Genomic DNA, 26,730 nt, shown 5'->3' on the forward strand with positions numbered 1-26,730 from the left:
CATCCTGCAGGCAAATGTTTAGCCCACTCACGCCCTCACCAACGTCAACGCCCCCACCTCGGCCGCCCCCGCCTCAAGCAGCACAAGGGCCGCGTGGCGGACGGTGATGCCCGTCGTGTAAATGTCATCGATAAGAACGATTCGCTTCCCATTTATCGGCGGATGGCCGGAGAGAAAAAACGGGTTGTCGGTGTCCAGCCGTTCGTGGCGCGATTTTTTCGACTGCTTCTCGGAATGCCGGCGGGCCAGCCAAGGGAAATACGGGGATGGAAGCAAGCGGGCGAGCGCTTCCGCTTGGTTGAAGCCGCGCTCATACAGCCGTTCGGGGCTCAGCGGGATCGGGACGATGTGCCAATCGCGGCCAAAATGGCGGCGAAACGCTTGGGAAAACGGACGGCGGAACGCCTCGACGATGACATAGTCGCCGCGGAATTTCCACAAGGCGACGACGTCTTTCATCCAGTCGTTGTATAGATAGACAGATCGGTTTTTCACGAGCACCCTCCTCCACTGTTCATCGTCCTGCCACCGGAGGCAGTCGGCGCACAAGGATGGCTTGGCTTCCTCAAGCGGACGGCCGCACATCTCGCAAAGGCGGCCGCGAATGACGGCGAACGACCCGCGGCAGCGCGGGCAAAGGACGTCAAGGTCTTCGAGGAAAAGAAGCTGGCGCCAGCTCGCGATCGGGTTGTACGGAGAATGGCAAAGGAGGCAGTTCATGAGCGCAGCAGCCCCCTTTTTCGCGCTTCTTCGTTCATGCGAAGGATATGGCGGCGCGCCCGCACCATCTCGTTCGTTTTCCCGTGATGGAAAAAGCGGACATCGCCGTCAGGGAACGCGGCGTGGCGGCCGACGCGGCCGGCGATTTGCACGAGAGCGCTTTCCGTGAAGATGCAGTCTTCGGCGCCGAGAACGGCGACATCGATGTTCGGCACCGTCACGCCGCGCTCAAGGATCGTTGTTGTGACGAGCAGCGGCACGCGCCCATCGCGAAATGCCTGAACGTGCTCGGCTCTGTCTGGGGCTTCGGCATGAACGCCGACGATGCGGGGATCGACGCGCTGCAAGAGGCGGGTGACCGCTTCAAGCTCATCGATATGGGGAACGAACAAAAACGCTTGTTTTCCCTGCGCCAAACGATGGAGAACCCACGCAAGGACGTTTTCGGGCAAGCGACCGCGCTCTAACCGTTTGCGCCAATTGCCGCACCATTCGAACGCGGGGACGGGAAGCGGACGGCCGTGGTAGCGGGCGGGGATGACGGCGGCGTTCCGTTTGCCTCTTGTGATGTCAAGCTGCCAATCGCGGGATGGGGTGGCGGTTAAATAAATGAGGCTCGACTGTTCTTTCCGCGCTTCACGAACGGCGTATTCAAGCATCGGCTCGACCGAGTACGGGAAGGCGTCGACTTCATCGACGATCATGACGTCAAACGCGCGGTAGGCGCACAGCAACTGGTGGGTGGTTGAGAGGACCAAGGAAGCGATCCGCCCGCGCTCTTCGCTTCCGCCGTACCATACGGCAAGCGGAACGCGCGGAAACGCTTGACGAAAGCGGGGAGCAAGCTCGCGGACGACGTCGACACGCGGCGTGGCTAGGCCAACACGCCAGCCCTTCTCGAGCGCGGCGGCGATGGCGGGAAACAAAATCTCGGTTTTCCCTGCACCGCATACAGCCCAAACGAGCAGTTCGCTTCGATCGAGCACGGCCTGTTTGACAGCCATAGCGGCATCCTCCTGAGCGGCGGACAGCGTCCCATCCCAAACAAGCGGCGCCTCGTGCCGCTCGGACGGAAGCGGCATCGTCACGTGCACAAGGTGAGTGCAGGAGCTGATGCGCCCCATCACGAGACACTTGCGGCAATACGCGCAATCCGATCCACAGCGGGCGCATGGAAACGAGGCGAACAGATGGCGATCATCGTTTCCACAACGGACGCAGCGCCAGCCGCGCGCTGTTTTGATGAGCCCGGGCTGTTCGTGAAGCGAACCGGTCTGGATGGCGGCAGCGACTTCTCCATCGGGAAACGACAGCTGCTCTCGGGGTAGGCGCTGGCCATTGAGCCAAGCGACGAGCGGGGAAGCAGCGGCTGATGAGGGAATGTACAATGAGCATCACTCCTTTTGTCATTTAGGAAAAGCATGTCTCCTAGTCGGGAGCCAAAAAGAGCGGGTGACGCGGCAAAAACGCCATGGAAAACCACCCTCTCCCCAAGTTGAGAGACTTGAAGCGCATAAAGGTACAGGAAGAGCGATCTCACGGCATTCTTTAGAAGGCTGGTAATAAAAGACGGGTGTCATGCACAAAACAACAACATTCGATCAGAAAAGAAAGTGGAGATGAAAAGGCCTTTCCAAATGGAATCAGGATGTGGTTTGACCGTCTTTTTCACGACATATCGGCCTTCGAAAGAAATGGATGCGGCGAAACCTGATGCCAGCGAAGATTCACAGGAGAGTCATGGAGCCGATCGATAACGTGTTTCGACAACATTCCCAGGGAAATAGCGACAAGTTTTTCAGGAAAGGAAAACGGTTCGACAAGTTCGGCCAGCCCCGCATCTTCGGTCCGTTTCATAAAGCAGAGAGAAACCTACTGTACAACAAATTCGCCGCCGCGCAAGGCGGAGCGCACCGTTCCGCCTTGCGCTTGGCTGCAGCGCCTCGAGACGGCGCTTTGCAGCCCCGGCTTAAGGCTGATACCACGTCAACCCGAGCGCCCCTTCGCCGACATGCGTGGCGATGACGGGACCAAAATAGCTGATCGAAAATTCGACGTGCGGATAGCGGGCGGACAGCTCATCGCGCCAGCGGCCCGCTTCATCCGGCTGGTTGGCGTGGATGATGGCGGCTTTGAGCGGCACACCCTTTTCCGCATCTTCGGCGAACAGCTCTTCGATGCGGTGGATCGCTTTTTTGCGCGTGCGAATTTTTTCAAACGGCACGATCACTTTGTTTTCAAAGCGAAGAAGCGGCTTGATTTGCAAGAGGCCGCCGATGAACGCCTGCGCCCCAGTCAGCCGTCCGCCGCGCTGGAGGTGGGCCAAGTCGTCGACCATAAAGTAGGCGCGCAGCGTTTGTTTCATTTCATCCAAGCGAGCGATGATATCCTCAGGGGACCTCCCCGCCTGCGCCATTTCCGCCGCTTCGATCGCATAAAACCCTTGCGCCATGCAGCTGATTTCCGAATCGTAGGCGTAAACACGCAAGCCATCGACCATCGTTCCCGCCGTGACCGCCCCTTGGTACGTGCCGCTGATGCCGCTTGAGAGGTGGATGCTGATGACAGCGTCGTACCCTTCCTCACGAATGGCAGTGAACAAGTCGACAAATTCGCCGACTGAGGGCTGCGATGTCGTCGGCAGCTTCGGGTGCTGCTTGATTTTGGCGAAAAATTCATCGGCCGTCATATCGATCTCTTCGCGATATGTTTCGTCCCCAAAAATGACGCTGAGCGGAATCATCCGGATGCCGAGCCGCTCGCGCACGTCTTTTGGCAAATAAGCCGTGCTATCGGTGACAATCGCAATTTTCACGGGCGCCATTCCTTCCTGATTCAGCCTTTTCTGCCATTATACCAAAAAGACTGGCTGTCCACCACCGCTCAATGCATGAGGAGGCAAAGAACGCGGGCAAGCCGTGAAGCGGAAAATCGTTGATCCTCATGCAACGCTTTGCCCAAGCCGCTCCTTCGCCGCCAAACGGCGCATCGATGCCACAGGAAGCCGCTTCGATCGTCAATGCACCGCTACAAAGACTGGCCAGAGCCCCCATTCCGTTCAGCGCACCTCGACCCAGCCGTTTTTGATCGCGACCACAACGGCTTGCGTCCGGTCATTGACGTTTAATTTTTGCAAGATGCTGCTGACGTGGTTTTTCACCGTTTTTTCGCTAATGTACAGCGCTTCGCCGATGGCGCGGTTGCTTTTGCCGTCGGCCAACAGCTGCAGCACTTCGCACTCGCGCCGCGTCAATAAATGCAGCGGACGACGCACTTCTTGTTTGACCGCCACGCCCCCTTTTTCTGTCGTCAAGCGGCGGTATTCGCGAATCAAGTTGTGCGTCACTTTCGGATGCAAGTACGAACCGCCTTCGGCGACGATTCTCACCGCCTCAATGAGCGTATCGGCATCCATCTCCTTTAACAAATACCCGGTCGCTCCCGTCTGCAAGGCGCGCATGACATAGTTTTCATCGTCATGAATCGACAACACGACGACTTTCGTATCAGGGTAAGCTTCAATCAGCTGTTTCGTCGCCTCCACGCCGTTGATGTCCGGCATGTTAATGTCCATCAGCACCAAATCGGGGCGGTATGTTTCGACGATCGAAAGCGCTTCGCTTCCGTCGCTTCCTTCCGCCACGACTTCAAAATCGCCCTCAAATTCCAAAATGCGCTTGATGCCCTCGCGAAACAGCTGGTGATCGTCGATAATCGCGATGCGTGTTTTCATCGTTTCCTTTCCTCCTTGTTCGTTTTGTCAGTCGAACGGTCGAGCGGAACGCGAATGAACACGGTCGTTCCGCTGCCAATCTTTGAGCGGATGTCGAGCGTGCCGCCGAGCAGCTCCACCCGCTCCCGCATTCCAATCAAGCCGAACGCATTTTCTTTTTTGACCGACGGATCAAATCCTTTGCCATCGTCTTTGACACTGACAAGCAGATGGTGGCACGTCACTTCCATTTTGACGTCGATATGGCGCGCTTCGGCATGCTTCAAGGCGTTTTGCACCGATTCTTGGACAAGCCGAAACACGGCCGCCTCCATCCGCGACGGCAGCCGAATTTCTTCGCCGATATGTACAAAGGAAATGTGGACTCCCTTGTTATATTCTTCGGTCGTTTGCAAATATTTTTTTAGCGTCGGAACCAATCCTAAATCATCAAGAGCCATCGGCCGCAAATCGTAAATGATGCGGCGCACTTCGGACAAAGCCGAACGCACCATTTTGCGAAAGTCGCGGATCTCAGCGATCGCCGCCTCTGTCCCTCGCTCTTTGATCACCTTTTCGACCAAATCAGACCGAAGAAGGACGTGAGCGAGCAGCTGTGCCGGGCCGTCATGGATTTCCCGAGACAGCCGACGCCGCTCTTCTTCCTGGGCTTCGATGATTTTCAGCCCAAATTCCTGCTTTTGCTTCGCTCCTTCAATAAGCTCGCCGACCTGGCGGAAATCGCTGTTTAAGTAGTGGAGCACGACCGTAATTTGTCCGACTAAATAATCGGCGCGTTCGATAATTTGCGCAAGGCTCGCCAATCTCCGCTCGAGCTCGTCGCGGCGCAGCCGCAGCTGTTTCTCCCGCTCGCGCACCATCGTCAGCTTCATATGCAGCTCATGCGCCGCTTCATACGCCTCGCGAATATCTTGCTCCGAGTGGGTCGAAAAGTTTTGGCTCACTTCCGACAGGCGGCGGCGCGCCTGACGCGCCTTCCTGTCCAGCTGATCCGCTTCTTCGATCGCCTGCACGGTCAGCCGCTTCACCTCCTCGAGTTCGCGAAGCAAATGGTCGTGCTCTTGACGCGACTGCTCTCCGATGCGAAAAATTTCGTCTTTGCTGTGTTGAACGGTGTCGATCATTTTTTCGACAATCCGATCCAACTGCTTCACGTCCCACTGTTTTGCCTCAGCCATTTGCCAACCTCCAACAGCGCTGCCAAGCGGTGCGCATGGGCGCCAGCAAAATTTGTTTGAAGGAAAAAAGTTGTCGATTTATAATAATAAAAGCATGCCCTATCTATTGCTCTTTTATTTTCAGTTTACCATAATGAGAGTAGAGCGCTAGCCATTCATGCAAAAAAATGAACAAAATTAAACCGTTTTCGCGTTTTTTGTATGTTGAGGTGTTTTGCTTTGTTACAAACATATTACACGGTCAAAGGATACGGCGAACGCGAGATCGTGATCGAAAAATCACGGTTCATCTGCTATATCAATCGCGCCGAAACCGAGGAAGAGGCCGTCGCCTTTATTCAACAGATCAAGAAGAAGCATTGGGACGCCACCCACAACTGCTCCGCCTATTTGATCGGCGAGCATGACCAAATCCAAAAAGCGAACGATGACGGCGAGCCGAGCGGCACCGCAGGGGTGCCGATGCTTGAGGTGCTGAAGAAAAAAGGATTGAAAGACACCGTCGCCGTTGTCACCCGCTACTTTGGCGGCATCAAGCTCGGCGCGGGCGGGTTGGTGCGCGCTTACAGCCGCGCTGTCTCCGAGGGGCTGAACGCCGCCGGCATCGTCGAGCGTCGGCTCATGCGCGTCATGCGTGTCACGATCGACTATCCGTGGCTTGGGAAAGTGGAAAATGAGCTGCGCTCTTCCGTATATACTATTAAAAATATCCAATATGCCGACCGCGTCACATTTGACGTTCTCGTTCCCGAGGACGGCCAGTCTTCGTTCGGCGAGTGGATGACCGAACTGACAAACGGAAGGGCGGACATTCAGGCGGGAGCGATGGAGTATGCCGAGCGGCTGCTTCCGTCTTCCTAAAACGACACCGTAAAGGAAAGAAGGGTTAAACGATGAATCATACAAGAAAAACGGTGAAAAAGCGAAAGAAAAAAAAGCGGCTCCGCCGATTCTTTTTGCTCGTGTTTCTTCTGTTGCTCGGGGGTGTCGGCGCCTTTGGCTACAATATTTACTCCGAGGCGAAACAGGCGTCAAGCAAAATTTATCAAGCGCTTGATCCATCAAGCAAGCCGGCAAGAAACATTGAGATGCGCAAAGACCCATTTACCGTTCTGTTAGTCGGAGTGGAAAACCAGTACCACGACGAGGAGGGGCGGTCTGATGTCGTCATGTTGTTGACCGTCAATCCGAAGACGAACAAAGTGTATTTGTTGAGCATTCCCCGCGATACGCGCGTTTACATCCCGAGCGAAGGGCGGAAAGACAAAATCACCCATTCTTACAGTCATGGCGGCATTCAATCGACCATTGCAGCCGTCAATGAGCTGATCAATGTTCCGATCGACTATTACGTGACGACGGATTTTGAAGGGTTCGAAAAAATTGTCGATTCCCTAGGCGGCGTCACGGTGGATGTTCCGTTCACATTCAAAGCTCAGCTGACAGGTTCGCTCAAATGGCATACGTTCCATAAAGGCAAACAAGAGTTGAATGGCAATGAAGCGCTCGCCTATGTGCGCATGAGAAAATCGGACCCCCGCGGCGATTTTGGCCGAAACGAGCGGCAAAAGCAAGTCATTCGCGCCATTATTGACAAAAGCACGTCCATCACCTCGCTGCCGAAGCTGGATGACGTCATCGCCGATTTAGGGGATCACGTGCGGACGAACATCCCTCCGTCCGAGTTGTTGTCATTCATCTACGTCTATCAAAAAATGAAAAACGCGGATGTAGAAAATTTGCATTTGAAAGGATACGACGAAACGATCAACGGCGTGTACTACTACATCCCGGACGAGCAATCGGTCAGCTCAATCAATGAAACGCTGCGGCAAGCGCTCGAGACGTCCAACGCCTCCCTCACGCGCAGCGATTCACCATCCACACAAAGCCAAAATTAACGATCACAAAGAAGGTGCTCCCAAACGCAATGGGGCGCCTTTTTCCATTTACAGCGTATCATGCCGCAATGATGATGAAAGAGCACAACCTTTCATGTCCTCTGCTTTTTTCTCTCTTTTTCAACAAAACTTTTCATTTTTTCTCATAATAGGACTGAATTCGGGTTGGATAAAACGGCAAAATTCGCTATGATAGTATAGAAAACACAAACTTGAGAAAAAGGGGGGATCGAATCCTTGAAAAAAACGCTTCTTTCCGTCTTGTTGGCGACTTGCCCGCTATGGCCGTCAGCCGCCTTGGCCGCCGATGGAAGTCCTTCCTCATCCTCACCGACACTCATGGTCGCGGAGCATAACGCTTTGCTGAGGAGAGGAGCGACGGATTCCTATCAAATCGTCGAATCCATTTCCGCTGGCCAACAAGTAAAGGTCATCGACAAGTTCCAAAATGCTGCTGGCGAAACGTGGTATCGCATCGAATACAAGGGCATCACGGGCTGGGCGCGGGCAGACGACTTTTCTGAAGCGCATGTCTCTTCCGCCTTCCCTAACGTGATGTTCGCCAAGCAAGACTCGTTGCTGAAAAGAGGGGCAACCGATTCATATCGGGCCGTTGGTTCGATTCCCGCTGGCCAACAAGTGAACGTCATAGACGAGTTTCAAAACGCCTATGGTGAAACGTGGTACCGCATCGAGTACGGAGGCGTCACCGGCTGGGCGCGTGCGGACAGCTTTTCCAACCAACCACCTTCCATGCTCGTCGGAAAGCGTGCGGTCATCGCCGCCAACGACATCGCGGTGCGCAAGGGGGCATCCCCTTACTATCGGGTCGTAAAAACACTGTCTAACGGCGATGTCGTCTCCATCATGGCCGAGTTCACCAATTCGCTCGGGGAACAGTATGTGCGTGTGGAGTGGGCGGGAGTCAAAGGATGGGTGAAAACGGAACAGATCTACATACCCAAACAGCTTCCGACACTTTTGCCGACATTCATGAACGTTGTGCAGTCCTCCCCGGTTCGCCGCGGGGCGAGCGTCCATTACCGCGCCGTCGCCACAGTGTCACGCGGTCAATCTGTCAAAGTGATCGATTTGTTCGTCACAAATGGTCAGGAACTTTGGTACCGCGTTGATCTCGGACATGTCCGGGGATGGGTGTCGGAAAAAGTGTTGACGATGTCATCAACCATTTCGGTTCCAAGCGGTGTCTCGGATACGTCCAGCATCTCAGGCCAGCCGCTGACGGTCAGCGTGTCGGTCGCCAATGTGCGGCAAGCTCCATCTTTAAAAGCAAAAGTCGTCACCCAACTGAAAAAAGGAACCAAACTGAACAGCCTGTCAAGCGCCAAAGATGCGTCGGGAGCGCTTTGGTACAAAGTGTCCCTCAATGGAAAAACGCTCGGCTGGGTGCACGAGACGGTCGTAACCAAATCCTACCTTTCCCCACCAGCCAGCCAGGGGAAGCAAAAGCAGGTGACAACCGCTAATGCGGCGCTGTTTGCCGAACCTTCGTTGAGCGCCGCCGTCATCGAGCGGATTGCGAAAAACCGAACGGTCACGGTTTTGAAGACGACAGAAGCATCTCCGTTCGACTGGGTGCAAGTCACCTCTGCATCGGGGAAAACGGGATGGATGCCGGCGTTTGAAGTCAACGCCCCATCCTACGTATACGTCAAACAGGCGGGCACTCCGCTGCGCCGAGGCGCCTCTTCAAACTATCAATCGTTGAAGACGCTGGCAGCGAATGAGCGGCTTGCTGTCCTTTACGAATATCATGGATGGCTGAATGTCGAAACATCCAATGGCGTCCGCGGATGGGTGGAAGAATCGAGCACCTCTACCGTCGCCTTAAATAGTCTCGTGGAACCGACGTTTTCGACCATCAACGACAATGCCTATTTGACGTGGAAAAAAACGTCTAATTTCCGCGTCTCCTATTCGTTGTTGCCTGGCAATCGCCTGAAAATCACCGGCTCGTTTTCCTACGCTGAAGTCCCGTCGACCGACATTCCCGGCATCCAAACGGTGGAGTGGACGGGCAGCAGCCTGCTCATCACCTTTGAACCGGGGTACACGTTCACCCTTCGCCATTACAGCGACCGATTGGCGCTGAAAATTCTCGAGACCGGACTCAAGGGCAAAAAAATCATTATTGACGCAGGGCACGGGGCGCACGACACCGGGGCGATCGGCCCTGGCGGCACGCGGGAAAAAGATATTACGCTGGACACCGCCTTATTGCTAAAAGAAGAATTGGAGCGGGCCGGAGCGATCGTGAAATTGACGCGAAGCACCGACATCTTTTTGGAGCTGTCGGAACGGACATGGATCGCCAACAGTTCCGACTACGACGCCTTTATCAGCATTCACGCCGACTCGTACTCGCGGACATCTCGCGGAACGACAACGTACTACAACGTATCGAGCAACTTCAACGGGCCAAAAAGCGAGCAGTTGGCCGCCATCGTGCAAAAACATCTTGTCCAACAGCTCGGAACATATGACCGCGGCCATAAAACGCAAGACTTTTACGTCAACCGGAAAAACGAGCTGCCGAGCATTCTTGTTGAGCTCGCCTTCATCTCCAATCCGAATGAAGAGGCGCTGCTCAAAACGAAAGCGTTCCGCCAAAAAGCGGCTGTCGGCATTCGCGAAGGACTGGAAGAATACTTCAGCCAATTCTAGTTTGTTCGCATTCGGAGAATAATAGCATGAGAAGGCCGATGATGCAACGGATATAAAGCTTTGGCAACGGTGTTTCTCAAGCTGGAGGAACATGGTGACATCGCGTTTTCATTCCTTGCGATTCCTCATGAACCAAGCGAATCCGTTGTGTTTCACCGGCCTTTTAGGAAAGCTATTATTCTCCTTTCTTTCCATATCCAAAACGGGGGAGATGAACATGATGAAACGAAAAGCCAAATGGGCCGTTGCTGCCAGCCTGGCGGTCGGAATGACGGCAGGCGCCCTCTTGTTTACGCCATCGGCGATGAAAGCATCGGAAGAAGTCGTGTTAGCGAGCGTCGACTGGGTGACGTCCCAGCTCAACCCGATGAAAAACGACATTGCCAATCTGAAAGCACAACTGGCCGCCCAGCAACAACAAATTCAACAACTTCAACAACAACTTGCCAGCAAACCCGCTTCGCCTTCTTTGCCTTCTGTCGTCTATGTAGCGAAAAACAATGCGGCCGTCCGCAGCGGAGCGTCAACGAGCTACCGCGTCATCACTTATAAACAGGCAGGGGCTTCACTGCAAGTCGTCGGGGCGCACCTTACTTCCCAAGGACTTTGGTACAACGTCGTCCTATCTTCATCGCTGAAAGGATGGATCCATTCAGGCGATGTCTCGACATCCGCTGTCAGCAGCGACAGCACCAAGCACGTCATCGCCACGGCCGCGGTCAATATTCGAAAAGGAGCGACGACTTCTTATCCGATTATTGCGACCGTTCCAAAAGGGACAGAGATGGTCTATATCCAGCCGTTTACCAACAGCAAAGGAGAGAAATGGTACAACGTGCAGCTGTCTGACGGGCGGCGGGGTTGGATGGCCGCTGAATTTGGTGAGGTGAAGTAGACGGTGAAAAAACTAGCGTGGTTGGCCGTCGTCCTGTTTTGGCTCATCACCTCTCCTTCCGCCTCGAACGCCGCTGGGGTGAAAACGTACAACAATCCCGTGCAAGTCCTTTTATATAAAGGGGCATCGGTGACAGCCGCCGTCGAAGGAAACTATCAAATCGTCAATAAAGAGACGTTGACGATCACCCCGTTGCCAAGCGGGACAAATCTGACATTTCGGTCTTCCTCTTCGACCGTGTTTGTCACGTACAATGGAAAGACGGATTTTTCAAGCACCGGATTTACTATTCAAGAAACGATCGGCGCGGCGCCGTTGTCCCTTGTCAAGGTGAACCAAACGCGGTATCGGGGAAGCGTCGACATTCGCCTGCAAAACAGCGCCTTGTATGCTGTCAATATTTTAGATATGGAAGATTATTTAAAAGGAGTCGTGCCGAGCGAGATGCCTGCCTCTTGGCCGCTTGAGGCGCTGAAGGCGCAAGCCATTGCAGCCCGAAACTATGCCTATAAACATAAAACAAGTTTGACGACCAATCCAAACACACAGACGTATAAAGGATATGATGGAGAATCTCCCCGATCGAACGAGGCAGTGGATGCGACAAGAGGATTGTATCTTAAATATAATGGCAGTGTCATTGAAACGTATTACCACTCGACAAGCGGCGGCAGAACCGCCAACGTAAGCGACGTCTGGAACTCGTCGCAAACCGCCTACCCATATTTGGCGAGCGTCGATGACCCGTATGAATCATCGCCGTACAGCCGTTGGTCGTTCACCTTCTCCCCGTCTGTGCTGCTGCGTTCGTTCGGGCTCACCGATCCATCGGTTGTTTTATACGACGTCTCGATCACCAAAACCGGCGCGAACGGGGAAGTGGGGGCCGTCACGATTGAAACCTCGGCCGGCGAAAAAACGGTGAAAGGCAATGAAACGACCATCCGCAAACTGTTCCCGCTAGACGGCAATCAATTTTACGGCATCTTGCCGTCCAACTGGTTCGACATTCAAGTGCAAAAAAGCGGTCCATCCGTGTCGATTCAAACGACGAACGGCAGCATCGCCGCCTCTTCCTTGTCATCTTATTCTGTCCAAACAGAGAACGGAACGGTTTCGCTCGCCGGCGTCGAAGGAATCAAAGTACAAACAACGGATGGCATCATGCCGCTTTCCGCCTCGCCGTCAGGGGTCAGCTCGATCACCGTCACGGGAAAAGGCTGGGGGCACCGGGTCGGCATGAGCCAATACGGAGCAAAAGCATTCGCCGAGCGCGGATGGACGGCGGAGCAAATTTTAGAACACTACTTCCCCGGTGCTGAAGTCTCGTTCTAGCGACAGAGTCCATGATGTCATACGGGATTTTGCTCTCCACCTCGGCATCACGCGGGAACAAAAAAGGGCGTCCTTCTTTGTGAGCGGAACGCCCTTTCTTCTTTTTCTATTTTTCTGTCCATCTGACGGATTCACGTTTTGTTTCATCGCCAAGGGCGTGAAGCAAATCGTCGACAATGCGAATCCATGAGTATTGCTCCACCGCCAACTTGCGCCCATTTTCCGCCATCTTTTCGTATTCCTCTCTCGGAAGGCAAAGCAGCTCGAGAACCGCCGCGGCGATCTGTTCGGGATTTTCTGGAGGAGCGATTTTTCCGCAATGGTATGTTTCTAAAATCTCTGCGCTCTCCCCTTCGCCGCAATACAGCACCGGGGTTCCGGTGGCGATCGCCGGGAAAATTTTCGACGGCCTTGCTCCTTTAAACAAATCGATGTTGCGCAGCGAAACGATGCTGTAATCGGTGATGGAGAAAATCTCCGGCATCTTCTCAACCGGAACGGATCCGTAAAACGTCACATTGTCAAGGCCGAGCTCTTCTTTTAACGCCATCAGCTTTTCCCGCTCTTGGCCGTCGCCGACAAACAGGAAATGCGCCCGTTCATCTTTCGCTTTGACGATGGCCGCCGCCCGCAGCACCGAATCGAGCCCTTGGGCGTATCCCATCGTTCCGGCGTACGTAAACACCACTTTTCCTTCGAGCCCTAATTCCGCGAGCAGCTTCTTGTTTTTCGGCAACGGGCGAAACACATCCGTGTTGACGCCGTTCGGCAATAAAAAGACATCCTCGGGCGCTTTCCCTTGCTCAATCATATAATCGCGAATGCCTTCCGTCGCGGCGGCGATTTTCCACGCCTTCCGGTATAAAAACAGCTCGAGCCATCTGGCCATTCGGATGAACAGCCGATTTTTCAAAATGCCGAGCTCAACGGCCGATTCCGGCCAAATGTCGGCGACGTTGAAAACAAACTTCGCCCGTTTCAACTTCGCGCCCACGTACCCGGTGATCCCTAAAAACAACGGCGGGGAATTGCAAATGATCACATCCGTCGGCTTCGCTTTCACAAGCAGCGAATAAAACGAGCTGAACGTAAACGAAAAATACGAAGCGAGCCGTTTCCAAAAGCTCCCCTTTGGCGACGGATAAATCCATGTCCGATGAACGGGAATGCCGTCCCATTGTTCGAACAAATAAAACAGGCCGCGGTATGGCTTGGGGATGACGCCGTGCGGATGATGCGGGAACGCCGTGAGCACTTCCACTTGATGCCCCCGTTTGATCAGCTCTTTGCTCACCTCATACACACGAATTTGCGGTGCGCCTGTTTCCGGCGGGAAGTGTTGGCATAGGTACATGATCCTCATGGCCCGCTCCACACCACTTTCCCAAAAAATCGCAAACGAACGTTCCATTTCGAGCGCCAAGAGGCGAGCGCAAACGAGGCGTGGAAAAGGGGAAACGCCCCCCTGGCATCGTCCCGCTGTCCTTGGATGGATAATCGTTGCCGCGAACCGACGGTCATCATGAGCTTGCCAACGGAAAGCCGCCGGCTTCGCGACTTCGCCTCCGCTTTCGGCAACAAACGAGCACCAACCGCGGCGGCTGACATGACGGCTTTGTTCCTCATCAACTCCCTCCACCGCCTTTCAACGTTTGTTCATACAATCGGATCATACGCATCGCATTTTCCGTCCAATCGTAATGTTCATGGACATGGTTGACGCCGTTTTCCCCCATTCGTTGCCGCAGCCTCTCATCAAGCAGCAGCCGTTCGAACGCCTCCGCCAGCTTTTCCGGACTGTTTTTCGGCACGATCAACCCCGTTGTTCCCTCACGAACGACTTCCGGCAGCCCGCCGACGTTGGAGACGACAACGGGAACGCCGCACGCCATCGCCTCGACGGCGGCAACGCCAAAACTTTCGCTGTCTTCCGTCGAAGGCACGGCGAAAATATCCATTTGATTGATATACAGCGGCACTTGTTCGTTCGGAACTTTGCCGGCAAACGTCGTCACGGATTGGATGCCGAGGCGGGCGCACAGCTCCTCGTATTCGCTCCGCTGCGGCCCGTCGCCGACGATCAACAGCTCCGTTTGCGGATGCCGCTCGTGCACAATGGCAAACGCCCAAATCAAATCGGCGATCCCGTACTTGTCGGAAAGAGCTTTCACCGTGCCGATCGTCACGGTCCGTTTCGGCTGTTTCGGCAACGGTTTGAAGCGGGCGACATCAACACCAAACGGCGTCACTTCGATCGGTTTGTCCGTATACTTTCCGGTTTCTTTCGCCATCACATGGCTTGTCGAACAAATGACATCCGCACGCTGGAATGTATATTCAAGCATCCGTCGGTTCCAACGATTGGCATTCGGAAACTGATACACGTCGCGCCCCCAGACGGAGACGTAAAACGGATGATACGAAGCAAGCGCCCCGATCAACCCGTAGCTGGAGGCATAATGGGCGTGCAAAATATCTGGTTGAAACGAAGCGAGCAGCCGCTTTAATGAAAAGACAGTGGAAAAATACGACAACTTCCCCGGCAGCCATTTCGGCAGCACGACTGTCTCGACTTCTTTCGCTTGCTCCGGCCCGTAATGGTCTTTAAACGTCACGACTTTCACATCAATGCCTTGCGTTTGGTAAAAGCGGGCCCACTTATGCGTATGGATCGATTTGCTTGGAGCCAATAAGGCGACTTTCATCGGAGGCCCCCCACCAACGTTTCTTTCACCTTTTCCACTCTCGCTTCCCACGAATGTTTCGCCATAAACGTCTGCGCAATGCGCAAGCGGCACTCCTCGAGCATGTCGGCCATCTTGGCGATCGCTTCTGCCATCGACGACGGGTTGTCGTCGCAAATGACGCCGTACCCATCCGCTTCAATCAACCGCTTTTGCGCTGAGCAAGCGGTGGCGACAATCGGCAGGCCGCTCGACAGATAGTCAACCAGCTTGACGGGAACGGAAAAATCATTGTACTCGCTCCGCCGCCGCGGGATGAAGGCGAAATCCATCTCCGCATACAAACGGTCGAGCGCTTCGCCGCTGACGTGCTCGACGCGCACTTGCAAGGCGGCAAGCTCTTCTTTCACCGCAAGCGGCTGCCGCTCGTACTCGTCTTTTCGGCAGACGACGGTGAGCGAAACAAGCGGCTTGCGGCGGTTGGCCAAGCGAATCGCCTCAAGCAGGAGCAAAAGCCCATAGTCGGCATTGTTGATGCCGCCAACATAAATGGCATTCAGCGGCTGTTTCGCCGTCCCGAACCGCTGAAACGGCTTTTGCTTCCCACCCGGCGGCAAATCGACCATCGGGCGGCGGATCGCGACGTATGTTCCCATTTCGAGGCTCGGCAAAAAGATGACATCGCAGTACCGCTCGTAAAACCGTTCTTCCCAACGGTACATCATTTGCATGGCCGTTTTTTTCCAACCGCGGAGCGGATACAAATCAGGAAACTTCCAATAGACGTCGCGGTAAAAGACGCCGATCGGAACATTGCGGGCTTTCAAGTAGCGGAGAACGTCTCGGTCGACGAACGGACGTTGCGGCCGGTGTCCTGGGTCCGTGAGCCAAAGCGGAATCGTCTGGTTTTCCATATAGCAAAACCAGACATCATCGAGCTTGCCTTGGCTGCGGAGCTCTTGAAATTGCTTCTCCCGCTCGGCTGACGTGCCGGCGATCAGAAGAACGTCCACTCCCTCTTTCGCTCCCCAGCGCAAAAACGCTTGATGCATTTCATACGGCCGCAGCTTTGACCCGCTGTTTCGTTCCGCGGCGAGTGAAAACGGGTAATAAATCAATACGGTTTTCATCATTCATCCCTCATCAGTGATTCGCCTTTTCGTTGCAAACCATGCCCGTAAATCCCCCTGCACCCGCAGCCACAACGCCATTCCGCCAAACAATGCCACGAGCAGCACCCAGGTCGGATTGAACAAAAAATCGGTGAACCCACCGACGAGCGTGCGGGGGATGTTAATGGAAAAATAAACGAACAAACTTAAAAACAAAGGATTTTTTGGCAGCCGTAGAAACCCAATATACAACAGCTGCGTCACGACACCGACATACAGCGTGCCGATGACGATCCCCACATAACCGAAATTGGCATACGCCTCAGCGACAAAAAGGGTGTTCAACACTCCCCCTGTCCCGTCTTCAATCCGCTCTGGGAACACGTGCGCCATCACGAGGCGGGCGGAGCGGACATTCTCGACGTCAAACAACCCTGTTAAAATCGAGGGCAAGCTTTTTCCATAAAGAAATGGCAGCGCTTCGCCGAACAAATTCAAATGAAGAAACGTCGGCGCGATTTGCGCCAAAATCATGCGGCCGATCGGGCCTTTGTTGTAAGACAAAAAGGTCGCAACATCTTGCACCCCTTGAATGACGATGTACATGCCGACGAGCACCGCCGCCCCCACTCCCCCATACAACGCCAATTTCGCCGCCGACAGCCTTGTTTTTCCAATGTAGATGCGAATCAGCAAAAACATCATCACGTAAAAGAAAATCGGCGATTTGGCCAAATCATACACATTGACGAACACCGCCCCGACAAACAGACAGATAAACAGCAGCTTCCACCGCCACTCGTGCGTCAGCTCGGCAAACAAATAAGCGATAAACGACAAAAGCGGCGTGAGCGTAATGGCAAAAATATTGCGAACGAGCACGTTTCCGGCAAAATGGCGCGACGCCTCAACACGCAACGCAGCCAAGCTCTCATCCGTCCCTGTCAAGAGCGCAAACACCGGAATCGTCGGCGTTTTCCAAATCATATATGCAATGGCGGCAAAACTGAGCAGCGACAGCGCCAAAAACGCATAAAACACTTGGCTGCCCGTCGCTCCAGCCAACGGAGAAAGCGGCTTTTGCAAATAGGCGCGAAACTCCTGCCTCGCTTCAAATCCGCACAGCCTTGAAACGACCACCATCGACAGCGGGAACACGATCATGACAAAGCATACGACAGCAAATCCAATCTGCCGGTATTCCTCAGGCCGAAACAGCTTGCGAATCATGTAGTAATCGTCCATCCCCAAGGCGATCAGCAGCGCGCCGATGAAGCTTGACAGAAGGAACGAGTAATAGTACACAATCGACACGAGATTCGGCGCCGTCAATGAAAGCGTCCCCGCTGCATAGCGAAACATCAAGGTGGAGGCGACAAGAACCATCAACCCAATCAACACGTCCAACATGCCGACGCACCCTTATCGCTGTCCGATCGCCGCCACGATTTTCTCCGCCGCATGCCCATCGCCAAAGACGTCCACATAAACAGGGGCGACTTCCTTGTGAACCGCCGCGACGATCTTCTCGCGGTCCGTGCCGGTTAAGATGTTCGCCCCGCCTTCGAGCGTTTCCACCCATTCGGTTTGTTCGCGCACCGTCACGCAAGGCACGCGCAAGAAATACGCCTCCTTTTGCACGCCTCCTGAATCAGTGATGATTTTTTTCGCGCCGCTCTCTAACCGAAGCATGTCCAAATAACCGACCGGATCGATCAGCCGAAGCCCTGGAATCGCCGAAGCGTCCAAGCCGTACTCTTCAAGCTTATGCCGCGTCCGGGGATGAATCGGCCACACTTTCGTTCCGTCAATATCCCGAAAAGCAGCCAAAATGGCTTTCAATTTGTCGGGGTCATCGGTATTTTCCGCTCGGTGAATGGTGATCAAGTAGTAGGATTGTTCCGCCAGCGACAAATCAGCCAAAATCGTCGATTGGCGCTGTGCGAGCTCCTTGTTGTACAAAATGGCGTCATACATGACGTCGCCGACATTCCAGACGTTTCGCGTAATATTTTCTTTTCGTAAATTTTCCACGGCCGTCTCCGTTGGACAAAATAAGAGCTCAGAGACATGATCGGTCATGATGCGGTTGATTTCTTCCGGCATCTGCTTGTTGAAGCTGCGCAGTCCGGCTTCGACGTGGATGACGGGAATATGGAGCTTCGCTGCGACAAGAGCGCCCGCGAGCGTCGAGTTCGTATCGCCATAGACGAGCACATAATCCGGTTTTTCCTGCATGACAATTTCTTCAATTTTCATCAGCATTTCGCCCGTTTGCTTTCCATGGCTGCCTGAACCCACCCCAAGATAGTAGTCAGGCGTCGGAATGTTCAACTCCTCAAAAAAAATGGCCGACATATTCGGGTCATAGTGCTGCCCGGTATGGATCAGCACTTCGGTATATTGTTTTCGCAAGACGCGCGAGACGGGGCAGCCTTGATAAACTGCGGTCTGGCGCCTAACACGGTGGCGATTTTCATCCGAAACACCTCCTAGATCAGATGAGCGGTTATCAAGTATTTTGCGCATTTTCGCCCTCGATCGTGCGCACCGGACGGCGCAAATCACGATCAACCCGGCTGGCAAAGAGCGTGGCGGCAAACAAGCCCCAACCAGCGAGCACCCAGCCGTCAGCAAGCGGCGCCTGCTGAACGTAGACGATGACGATGAGGGCGAGCAATGTGCCGACCAAAACCAAAGCCATCTTTTTCCATGACACTGGCACAGGATACACTTGCTGGCTTTTGCGAAAAATGAAAGCCACGGCGACCATATACGTCATGAGGCTGGCCGCGATCGCCCCCCAGCTGAGCCAAAGCGGCACCAACACGGCGTTCAACGCAAGGTGAAAAAGCGCCGCTAGCGTGAACACCCGCGAAATATAGCCGGTTTCCTTTGTCAAAAACAAGCCGGTGGAAACAATCAGATAATAAAAGTTCAAAAACGTGACGGCCGATAAAAACGGGATATAGGACGCTGCATCGCGATATTCCGGTTTGAAAAAGGTTCCCACAAGCCACGGGCTCGCCGTGGCGATCAAAAGCAGCCCAAACGCTCCAATGAGCAAAAGCGCCATATACACTTTCGCAAACAGCGCACGGCTTTCCGGCCGGTCTTTCATCGACATCGAATACGGACGCCACGCCATCTGCACGCCGCTCGTGATGAGCGTGATCACGGTCGCGAGACGCAAGGCAACCCCAAACACCCCGACTTCCTCCAACGACGCAAACCGTTGGATGAAAAACGTGCTGACGTTGGCGATCACCCAAAAGGCGAGCGAAGTCGGCACGAGCGGGGCGGCGTAGGCAAGCAGCTCCTTTAACACGTCAAAGCGCACGCGCCACACCATATACTTGACGGTCAAATGCAACATCAACAAAAACACGAGCGCGCTGCTCACGAGCCGGCCGATGAGCAGCCCTTCCGGCGTCGCCGCGAACCACCGGAGCGCCGCATACGACAGCACAGCGACAAGCAGCATTTTCACGAGCGTCCAAATCACGACTTTTTTCGTCTGAAATTCAAACCGCAGCACCGTCGTCGCCATGACGAAAATCGTATCGAGCAGCAACGTCGCGATACTGATGTACAGCAAATCGACATAGCGAGGCTCTTGAAACAGCGCGCCTGCGATCCACGGACCGGCCAAAACGACAGCCAAAAATAAGATGGCGACGACAAACAGCCGGAAGTACATGACGTTGCGCACATACAAAAGGCGCTTCTCTTTGTCGTCCGTGTCGTAATAGTAAAAAGAGAGCGCCGAATCTGTACCGAAAATGACGAGAAACGTTAGCATCGACGTCCATTGGTCGATCAAGTAGACCGCCCCGTACTGCGCCTTGGACAAATAACTTGTATAAATCGGCAGCATCAAAAAGGCAATCAGCTTCGTGCCGACGTTCATAAACGCGTAAAGGAGCGAGTCCGCTCCTAAACGCTTGAATGCCGAGAACAATTTATAACAACTCCCGCTCGTCGACCATTTTGCTGAAGCGCGCCGGGAATCCTTTCACGACCGTCCTCGGTTCCGTATCTTTCGTCACAAGCGCCCCAGCGGCGACAAACGTCTCTTCCGCCACCGTCACGCCCGGCAGCAAAATCGCTCCGCCTCCAACGCGCGCCCCGCGCTTGACGGTCGCCCCTTTGATTTTGGCGAACCGTTCTTCCGTCCGCCCCATGTAGTTGTCATTGGTCGTCGTGACGCACGGAGCAATGAACACATGGTCTTCGAGCGTTGTGTAGGCCGTGATGTAGGAGTTCGACTGGATTTTCGTCCGATCGCCGATTTGGACGTGGTTTTCGACGCACACCCCGCGCCCGACGATCACATATTGGCCGATGTGCACGTTTTCGCGCACGCTCGCCAAATCAGCGATCAATGTGTAGGCGCCGATCACTGCTCCTCGATAGATGACAGCGTTGGCGCCGATCGTGCAATGATCGCCGATGACAAGCGGCGGCAGCTCGCCCGACAGCTTGACGGTGCTCGTTTTCGCCGGCTTCGGCGGTTTGCCGAGCACCGCTCCGTCGGCGATCGTCACGCCGTCGCCGATGACGGTTCCTTCGTGAATCGTGACGCGATGTCCGATTTTAACGTCGTTTCCGATTTTGACATTCGCCTCGATGACCGTGAAATGGCCGATTTCGACACGTTCACCGCAAACAACAGAGGGATCGACAACGTTCATGGTTTCGTCTCCTTCGCTTACAATTTGACGTATTTGGCCGGTTTCGACACATCTTTCATGGCGTTGCGTGTGTCAAACACGACCCGGCTGTGACGAGCGACCATTTCATAGTCGATGTTGGAATGGTCCGTCGTAATCAAGACAAGATCTGACTGCGCAAGCAGTTCCGGCGTCAGCTCGACCGTCTCAATCACCCGGTTGCACGCCCGGAACGACGGAACATACGGGTCGACGACCGCAAATTCCGCTCCGTATTGCTCGAGCAGCTCGACGATTTTCAACACTGGCGATTCGCGCACATCATCAATGTCTTTTTTGTAGGCGACGCCGAGCACCGTCACTTTCGAACCGCGCAGCGCCTTGCCTTCTTCGTTTAAAATGAGCATCACGCGGTTGACGACATATTCCGGCATGGCGTTGTTGATTTCTCCGGCCAGCTCGATCAAGCGCGTATGGTAGTTGTATTCGCGCGCCTTCCATGTCAAATAAAACGGGTCGATTGGAATGCAATGGCCGCCAAGCCCCGGCCCCGGATAAAACGCCATAAATCCGTACGGCTTCGTTTTCGCTGCATCGATGACTTCCCAGACATCAATGCCCATCCGTTCGCACAAAATGGCCATTTCGTTCGCCAACGCAATGTTGATATGGCGGAACGTATTTTCAAAAATTTTCTCCATTTCCGCCACCGCCGGACTCGACACTTCGTGTACATCGCCTTCAAGCACGGCGCGATACATGGCCGCCGCCACTTTCGTGCACGTCTTTGTCACGCCGCCGACGACTTTCGGCGTATTTTTCGTCTTAAACTGCTTGTTGCCCGGGTCAACCCGCTCCGGCGAATAGGCGACGAACACCGTCTCCCCGACGACGAGCCCTTTTTTCTCCAGCGCCGGTTTCACGATTTCTTCCGTCGTACCTGGATAGGTGGTCGATTCCAACACGACAAGCATCCCTTCATGGGCGTATTTAGCGATTTCCTTCGCCGAGTTTTCGACGTAGGACGTATCCGGCTGATGATGCTCATCGAGCGGGGTCGGCACCGCGATCGCCACGGCATCGACTTCCGCGATCCGGGCGTAATCGGTCGTCGCCACAAGCCGCCCTTGTTTGACCATCTCATGCAAATCTTCATCGACGACATCGCCGATGTAGTTGATCCCATTGTTCACTTGATCGACGCGGCTTTGTTGGATGTCAAAGCCAATGACATGAAACCCTGCTTTTGCTTTTTCGACTGCCAGCGGCAACCCGACGTAGCCAAGCCCGACCACGCCGATGACCGCGTCGCGTTTCTCAAATTTTTGCAACAGCCGTTCCGCGTAGTTCATTCCTCTCATTCCTTTCTACTCAGATAGTTGCACTCTTGTCCCCGTTTCCGCCGAATGCAAAATCGCTTCGATCAGCCGAACAGGAGCCAATCCATCCAAACCCGTGACGATCGGCTCGCGGTCTTCGCGAATCGCTTGCACCATATCTTCAATGATCCATTGGTGCCCCGGCTTGCCAAACGGGTCGGCGTTGATCTCATCGATGAGCTTTGCCCGTTCTTCCTCGCTGACGCCTTCCGCTTCCCACGTTTCGATAAAGTTGGCCGTCCGGCCGCCGATTTTCACCGATGCCGTTTCACCGAAAATGGCGATCGATTCCTCCAAGTTTTGCGGATAAATCGTCGTCGCTGCCTCAATGACGCCAAGCGCCCCGCTTTCAAACTCGACGACCGCCGCCGCGACGTCTTCCGTCTCAATCTTGCGCAGACGAGTCGCCGCCATCGCTTGCACCGCCTTGACCGGCCCCATCAGCCAAAGCAGCAAATCCAAATTGTGAATGGCTTGATTCATCAAGACGCCGCCGTCAAACTCTTTCGTCCCCCGCCACGCCGCCTGATCATAATAGGCTTGATTTCGATTCCAGCGCACCGTGGCGTTCGCATGGCTCAGTTTTCCGAACATCCCGCGCTCCATCGCCTCTTTCAGCTTCCGAATCGCTGGACGGAAGCGGTTCGGATGAACGACCGCGAGCTTCACGCCGCTTTCTTTCGCCGCGCGGATCATCTCTTCGGCGTCGCTCACACGGAGCGCCATCGGTTTTTCCACAATGATATGACGACGATAGCGGGCCGCCAGCTTGGCCAGCCGCGCGTGCAATCCAGACGGAACGCAAATGTTGACGACATCGATCTGTTCGTTCTCCTTCAACATCGTCTCCATATCAGTGTAAACCGAAACATCCGACACGTCGCGCAAACGTTCCGGATTCGTGTCGCACACGGCCGCCAGCTCGGCGCCGTCCGCCTTTTCAATGGCATCGATATGTTTTTTGGCGATATGCCCCATGCCGACAATGGCAAAACGGATCATGAAGAATAGTACCTCCTCGCGTCCAATATATACTTCCAAAGCACGAGCCAAACGACCGTCAAAAACAGGCCGAGGACAAGGCCGACGGCCATCAGCTGCCCCGTATACGTTTTCGATTTCGCCACCGTTTCCGACAATACGGCCGGTTTTTCGTAAAAGACAAGATTGCCGCGGATGCGATTGACACGCTCCATCACTTCAGTCAAGTTGTTTTCCGACTCAACCAACAAGTCGCTGATGTCATTGAGCTGTTCCGGATTCAAGCGGCCCGACTGTATTTGTTCGCTATAATAATCGACTTTTTGCTGCAAGGCGCGCTCCCGTTCTTCCAGCGCATGCAAGTATTTCGTGGTGACATCAATCCGCTCTTGCGAATGGCGCTTGAGCCCCTGGCTGTATTCCGACACAACAAGCTTCAATTCTCGACTCACGTCTTGTTCATCGTCGCCTTTGACCGTGATTTGCACGTACTGTTCTTCAGGAACGACGACATCCAAGTTTTTCACATCTGGAAACTTCGCTTCTATATTTTTCGGATCCGTCAACTCTTTTACGTCAATCGATCCGGTAAACACGACAGCTTTCCCCGTATACTTCTCCCCCTGCAGCAAAAGCCGCCCTGCGATGACGGTCAACACGATCGTCGCAAGCGGAACGACAAGAAACCACCATTTTCGTTGCCAAAAAAAGCGCAAATATTCGTATAGCACAAACGGTCGTTTTTCCGCCGTCAATCCGGCCACCATCCCTTATCATAAAATAACAAAGTGTTGTGAACAAAACAAATGATCCAACGCCAAAGAAAACGCCATTGCTGTGCGCAAGTGACGTTTCCTTTGGCCGGTTGGACGATCAAGCGAAATGACGGTAAAATTCCGCAATTTTCTCCACGACGTACTGTTGCTGCTCCTCTTTCAGCTCTGGGAACATCGGCAGCGACAGCGCTTCTTTCGCCGCTTTTTCCGCCTCCGGCAACTGCCCTTCCTTATACCCGAGCGAAGCAAACACCGGCTGCAAATGCAGCGGCAGCGGATAGTACACCATCGTCGCGATCCCCTGTTCTTTCAAAAACGCTTGCAGCTCGTCGCGCTTCGGCGCTCGAATCGTGTATTGATGGAACACATGATAGCGCCCGTCGACTTCTTTCGGCGTCACAACAAGGTCGCCGACCGCCTCCTCGAGCAGGCGCGTATACGTCGCCGCATGCTTGCGCCGCTGTTCCGTCCACCGATCCAGATGCGGGAATTTGACGCTTAAAATCGCCGCTTGCATCTCATCGAGGCGGCTGTTGTAGCCAAGTACATGATGGTAATATTTCGGCTTGCTGCCATGGACGCGGATGACCCGGCATTTTTCGGCCAGTTCGTCATCATTCGTAATGATCATGCCGCCATCTCCGTAGGCGCCCAAGTTTTTCGTCGGGAAGAAGCTGTACGTCGCCGCCGTCCCAAGCTCGCCAACGCATTTCCCGTTGTATTTCGCGCCGATCGCCTGGGCGGCGTCCTCAATGACCGCCAATCCGTGCCGGTTGGCAATCGCGGCAATCGCCTCCATATCCGCCATTTGCCCGTACAAATGCACCGGGATGATGGCTTTCGTCTTCTCCGTCACCGCCGCTTCAATTTTCGCTGGATCGATGTTGAACGTCACCGGATCGATATCGACAAACACCGGTTTGGCGCCGGCCCGCGCAATCGATCCTGCCGTCGCGAAAAAGGTGAACGCCGTCGTGATGACTTCATCGCCCGGCCCGACGCCGGCCGCTTGCAAAGCAATATGTATCGCATCGCTTCCGTTGCCGCAGCCGATCCCATGTCTAGCCCGGCTGTAGGCGGCAATATCTGCTTCTAGCTTTTTGACATAATCCCCTAAAATAAAGCGGGAGGAGCGCATCACTTCATCCAATACGCGCATGATCTCCGGCTTCAATTGTTCATACTGTTCGCTCAAATCCAACATTGGCACATTCATCGCAAGTTCCTCCAAATCCAAAAAATATATAGAATAAACATGTTTAGTTTATCACATTTGCGTCAATATATAATGACAGTTTTGTGGCAATCTTGGCCTTGCCGCAAAAAAATCAGCGAAGGAACGGAAGAAGCTGCATAAACAACGAAAAAGAAGGGTATAATTTTCCAAAGACGGGCCATTCCTGAAAAAAGCCGTTTGTCCCTTTCATGACACAAACGGCCCATTTGCTATTTATCGGTCATTTCCGTATACTTTTCGGCTTCCCCGAAGCAGCTTGCGAATAAAGGTCATAAACGGCTTGTACTGATCATTGACCAAGCCGATCAGTTCAGCCAGCAGTTCCCCGAAGACGATCAAGGCAAAGACGATGAGAATGGACTGCCATAACGTCGAGGCGGAGAACAAAATCGCGCTGATGGCAAACATCAAGCCAAACGCATAAATGAGCAGCACCGTGTTGCGATGCGAAAAGCCAAGGGCCAGCAGCCGATGATGAAGATGCGACTTATCCGGCGCCGAGATCGGCTTTTTATTCACAATGCGGCGAATAATGGCAAATGTCGTATCGAAAATCGGCACACCCAAAATGATCACCGGAACGACGAAGCTGAAGAGCGTCACGCTTTTGTAAAGCCCTAGCACCGACAGGACGGAAATCGCATATCCTAAAAACAACGCGCCGGTATCCCCCATGAAAATTTTCGCCGGGTGGAAGTTGTAAAACAAGAAAGCGATGACGCTGCCCAAGATGATCAAGCAGAGCGTGAAAATGAGCATTTTGCCCGCCATGCCCGCCATAACGGCAATGGCCGCAATCCCAATGGCGGAAATGCCCGCGGACAATCCATCCAATCCATCGATCAAGTTGATGGCGTTCGTAATCGCGACAATCCAAAATATCGTGATCGGGTAGCTCCACAGCCCCAACTCAAACGTGCCGACAAACGGAACGGTCAAAAGATCAACCTTCAGCCCGGAAGCAACAACGACGAACGCCGCCAGCAGCTGGCCGGCCAGCTTCACTTTTGGCGACAGCTCGTACAAATCGTCGAGCATCCCGACGAGCACGATGATGATGGCGCCGACCGTCATCCCCGTCACTTGCTCTTTATACACCCCGCCGACAAAATAGCCGACGGCGACACCGATAAAAATGGCCAATCCGCCAAGCCTTGGCATGACTTTTGTATGCACTTTTCTCCCGTTCGGCCGATCGACCGCGCCAATTTTGATGGCGAGCTTGATCACGAACGGGGTGATGACCAATACTGTGATAAACGAAGCCAAACATGCGGCAAATGCTTCCATATTCATATGCAATCACCTTGGCCTTATAAAATCGCGGAAACACACATCATCTTTATGTTACCATATACGATGAGTAAATCAATCTTTTTTTACACCCCTTTTTTGTCCCCAAGGATGGAAAATTTCTTTTTCCCTTGCCGCGAGAAGCTCC

At 54.0% G+C, this 26,730-nt stretch carries 23 protein-coding genes and 1 pseudogene; 5 read left to right on the forward strand and 19 right to left on the reverse strand.

Annotated elements, in window-relative coordinates:
• Positions 1-27 precede the first annotated feature (27 nt).
• From A0V43_RS13595 to A0V43_RS13620, 6 genes are all read right to left on the reverse strand, one after another.
• Positions 28-720 (reverse strand): ComF family protein, encoded by a 693-nt coding sequence (locus A0V43_RS13595; protein WP_063193334.1) that lies wholly within the window; start codon positions 718-720, stop codon positions 28-30.
• Positions 717-2,108 (reverse strand): ATP-dependent helicase ComFA, encoded by a 1,392-nt coding sequence (locus tag A0V43_RS13600; protein ID WP_063193335.1) that lies wholly within the window; start codon positions 2,106-2,108, stop codon positions 717-719. The genes A0V43_RS13595 and A0V43_RS13600 overlap by 4 nt, the downstream gene beginning before the upstream one ends.
• Before the next feature lie 280 nt (positions 2,109-2,388).
• Complete coding sequence (locus tag A0V43_RS19860) at positions 2,389-2,577, reverse strand: hypothetical protein (protein ID WP_041470600.1); 189 nt, start codon at positions 2,575-2,577, stop codon at positions 2,389-2,391.
• 112 nt (positions 2,578-2,689) lie between these two features.
• On the reverse strand, positions 2,690-3,535 hold the full coding sequence (locus A0V43_RS13610) for a DegV family protein (protein ID WP_063193336.1): 846 nt from the start codon (positions 3,533-3,535) through the stop codon (positions 2,690-2,692).
• 243 nt (positions 3,536-3,778) lie between these two features.
• Positions 3,779-4,453, reverse strand: a complete 675-nt coding sequence (locus A0V43_RS13615) for a response regulator (RefSeq protein ID WP_063193337.1) — start codon at positions 4,451-4,453, stop codon at positions 3,779-3,781.
• Positions 4,450-5,631: a sensor histidine kinase gene (locus A0V43_RS13620; protein ID WP_063193338.1), complete on the reverse strand. Its 1,182-nt coding sequence runs from the start codon at positions 5,629-5,631 to the stop codon at positions 4,450-4,452. The genes A0V43_RS13615 and A0V43_RS13620 overlap by 4 nt, the downstream gene beginning before the upstream one ends.
• 219 nt (positions 5,632-5,850) lie before the next feature.
• On the opposite strand from A0V43_RS13620, the gene A0V43_RS13625 reads away from it, so the two are divergent.
• From A0V43_RS13625 to A0V43_RS13645, 5 genes are all read left to right on the forward strand, one after another.
• Positions 5,851-6,492, forward strand: coding sequence for a YigZ family protein (locus A0V43_RS13625; protein ID WP_063193339.1), 642 nt, complete (start codon positions 5,851-5,853; stop codon positions 6,490-6,492).
• 32 nt (positions 6,493-6,524) lie between these two features.
• Positions 6,525-7,532, forward strand: a complete 1,008-nt coding sequence (locus A0V43_RS13630; protein ID WP_015375865.1) for an LCP family protein — start codon at positions 6,525-6,527, stop codon at positions 7,530-7,532.
• Positions 7,533-7,769: 237 nt separating this feature from the next.
• The gene (locus tag A0V43_RS13635; RefSeq protein ID WP_063193340.1) at positions 7,770-10,217 is read left to right on the forward strand and encodes an SH3 domain-containing protein; all 2,448 of its coding nucleotides are present in this window, start codon (positions 7,770-7,772) and stop codon (positions 10,215-10,217) included.
• A 217-nt stretch (positions 10,218-10,434) separates the two neighbouring features.
• Entirely contained in the window at positions 10,435-11,112 is a 678-nt protein-coding gene (locus tag A0V43_RS13640) for an SH3 domain-containing protein (RefSeq protein ID WP_013146448.1), read from the forward strand.
• A 3-nt stretch (positions 11,113-11,115) separates the two neighbouring features.
• Entirely contained in the window at positions 11,116-12,447 is a 1,332-nt protein-coding gene (locus A0V43_RS13645) for a SpoIID/LytB domain-containing protein (RefSeq protein ID WP_015375866.1), read from the forward strand.
• A 106-nt stretch (positions 12,448-12,553) separates the two neighbouring features.
• On the opposite strand, the gene A0V43_RS13650 is transcribed toward A0V43_RS13645, so the two are convergent.
• From A0V43_RS13650 to A0V43_RS13710, 13 genes and pseudogenes are all read right to left on the reverse strand, one after another.
• On the reverse strand, positions 12,554-13,810 hold the full coding sequence (locus A0V43_RS13650; RefSeq protein WP_015375867.1) for a glycosyltransferase family 4 protein: 1,257 nt from the start codon (positions 13,808-13,810) through the stop codon (positions 12,554-12,556).
• Complete coding sequence (locus A0V43_RS13655; RefSeq protein ID WP_015375868.1) at positions 13,807-14,073, reverse strand: hypothetical protein; 267 nt, start codon at positions 14,071-14,073, stop codon at positions 13,807-13,809. Before A0V43_RS13655 ends, A0V43_RS13650 begins: the two co-directional genes overlap by 4 nt.
• Positions 14,073-15,152 carry a glycosyltransferase gene (locus tag A0V43_RS13660; protein WP_063193341.1) on the reverse strand — a complete coding sequence of 360 codons (1,080 nt, stop codon included), beginning with the start codon at positions 15,150-15,152 and terminating at the stop codon, positions 14,073-14,075. The genes A0V43_RS13655 and A0V43_RS13660 overlap by 1 nt, the downstream gene beginning before the upstream one ends.
• A complete protein-coding gene (locus A0V43_RS13665) occupies positions 15,149-16,264 on the reverse strand; it encodes a glycosyltransferase (RefSeq protein WP_015375870.1) in 1,116 nt (371 codons plus the stop codon). Before A0V43_RS13665 ends, A0V43_RS13660 begins: the two co-directional genes overlap by 4 nt.
• Positions 16,265-17,653 carry an O-antigen polymerase gene (locus A0V43_RS13670; RefSeq protein ID WP_063193342.1) on the reverse strand — a complete coding sequence of 463 codons (1,389 nt, stop codon included), beginning with the start codon at positions 17,651-17,653 and terminating at the stop codon, positions 16,265-16,267.
• Positions 17,654-17,665: 12 nt separating this feature from the next.
• Positions 17,666-18,723 (reverse strand): annotated as a pseudogene (gene wecB, locus A0V43_RS13675) (non-hydrolyzing UDP-N-acetylglucosamine 2-epimerase).
• Positions 18,724-18,755: 32 nt separating this feature from the next.
• Entirely contained in the window at positions 18,756-20,204 is a 1,449-nt protein-coding gene (locus A0V43_RS13680; RefSeq protein WP_063193343.1) for a lipopolysaccharide biosynthesis protein, read from the reverse strand.
• A gap of 1 nt (position 20,205) precedes the next feature.
• Positions 20,206-20,937 (reverse strand): acyltransferase, encoded by a 732-nt coding sequence (locus A0V43_RS13685; protein ID WP_013524679.1) that lies wholly within the window; start codon positions 20,935-20,937, stop codon positions 20,206-20,208.
• Positions 20,938-20,954: 17 nt separating this feature from the next.
• Positions 20,955-22,268, reverse strand: a complete 1,314-nt coding sequence (locus tag A0V43_RS13690; protein WP_063193344.1) for a nucleotide sugar dehydrogenase — start codon at positions 22,266-22,268, stop codon at positions 20,955-20,957.
• 15 nt (positions 22,269-22,283) lie between these two features.
• The gene (locus tag A0V43_RS13695) at positions 22,284-23,297 is read right to left on the reverse strand and encodes a Gfo/Idh/MocA family protein (RefSeq protein ID WP_063193345.1); all 1,014 of its coding nucleotides are present in this window, start codon (positions 23,295-23,297) and stop codon (positions 22,284-22,286) included.
• Entirely contained in the window at positions 23,294-24,031 is a 738-nt protein-coding gene (locus tag A0V43_RS13700) for a GumC domain-containing protein (RefSeq protein ID WP_063193874.1), read from the reverse strand. Before A0V43_RS13700 ends, A0V43_RS13695 begins: the two co-directional genes overlap by 4 nt.
• A gap of 118 nt (positions 24,032-24,149) precedes the next feature.
• The gene (locus A0V43_RS13705) at positions 24,150-25,268 is read right to left on the reverse strand and encodes a DegT/DnrJ/EryC1/StrS family aminotransferase (RefSeq protein ID WP_033004666.1); all 1,119 of its coding nucleotides are present in this window, start codon (positions 25,266-25,268) and stop codon (positions 24,150-24,152) included.
• Between the two features lie 234 nt (positions 25,269-25,502).
• A complete protein-coding gene (locus A0V43_RS13710) occupies positions 25,503-26,585 on the reverse strand; it encodes a glycosyltransferase family 4 protein (RefSeq protein ID WP_063193346.1) in 1,083 nt (360 codons plus the stop codon).
• Positions 26,586-26,730 lie beyond the last annotated feature (145 nt).

Origin of the sequence: Geobacillus sp. JS12 (assembly GCF_001592395.1) — a bacterium.
In the GTDB taxonomy this organism is placed as follows: domain Bacteria; phylum Bacillota; class Bacilli; order Bacillales; family Anoxybacillaceae; genus Geobacillus; species Geobacillus zalihae.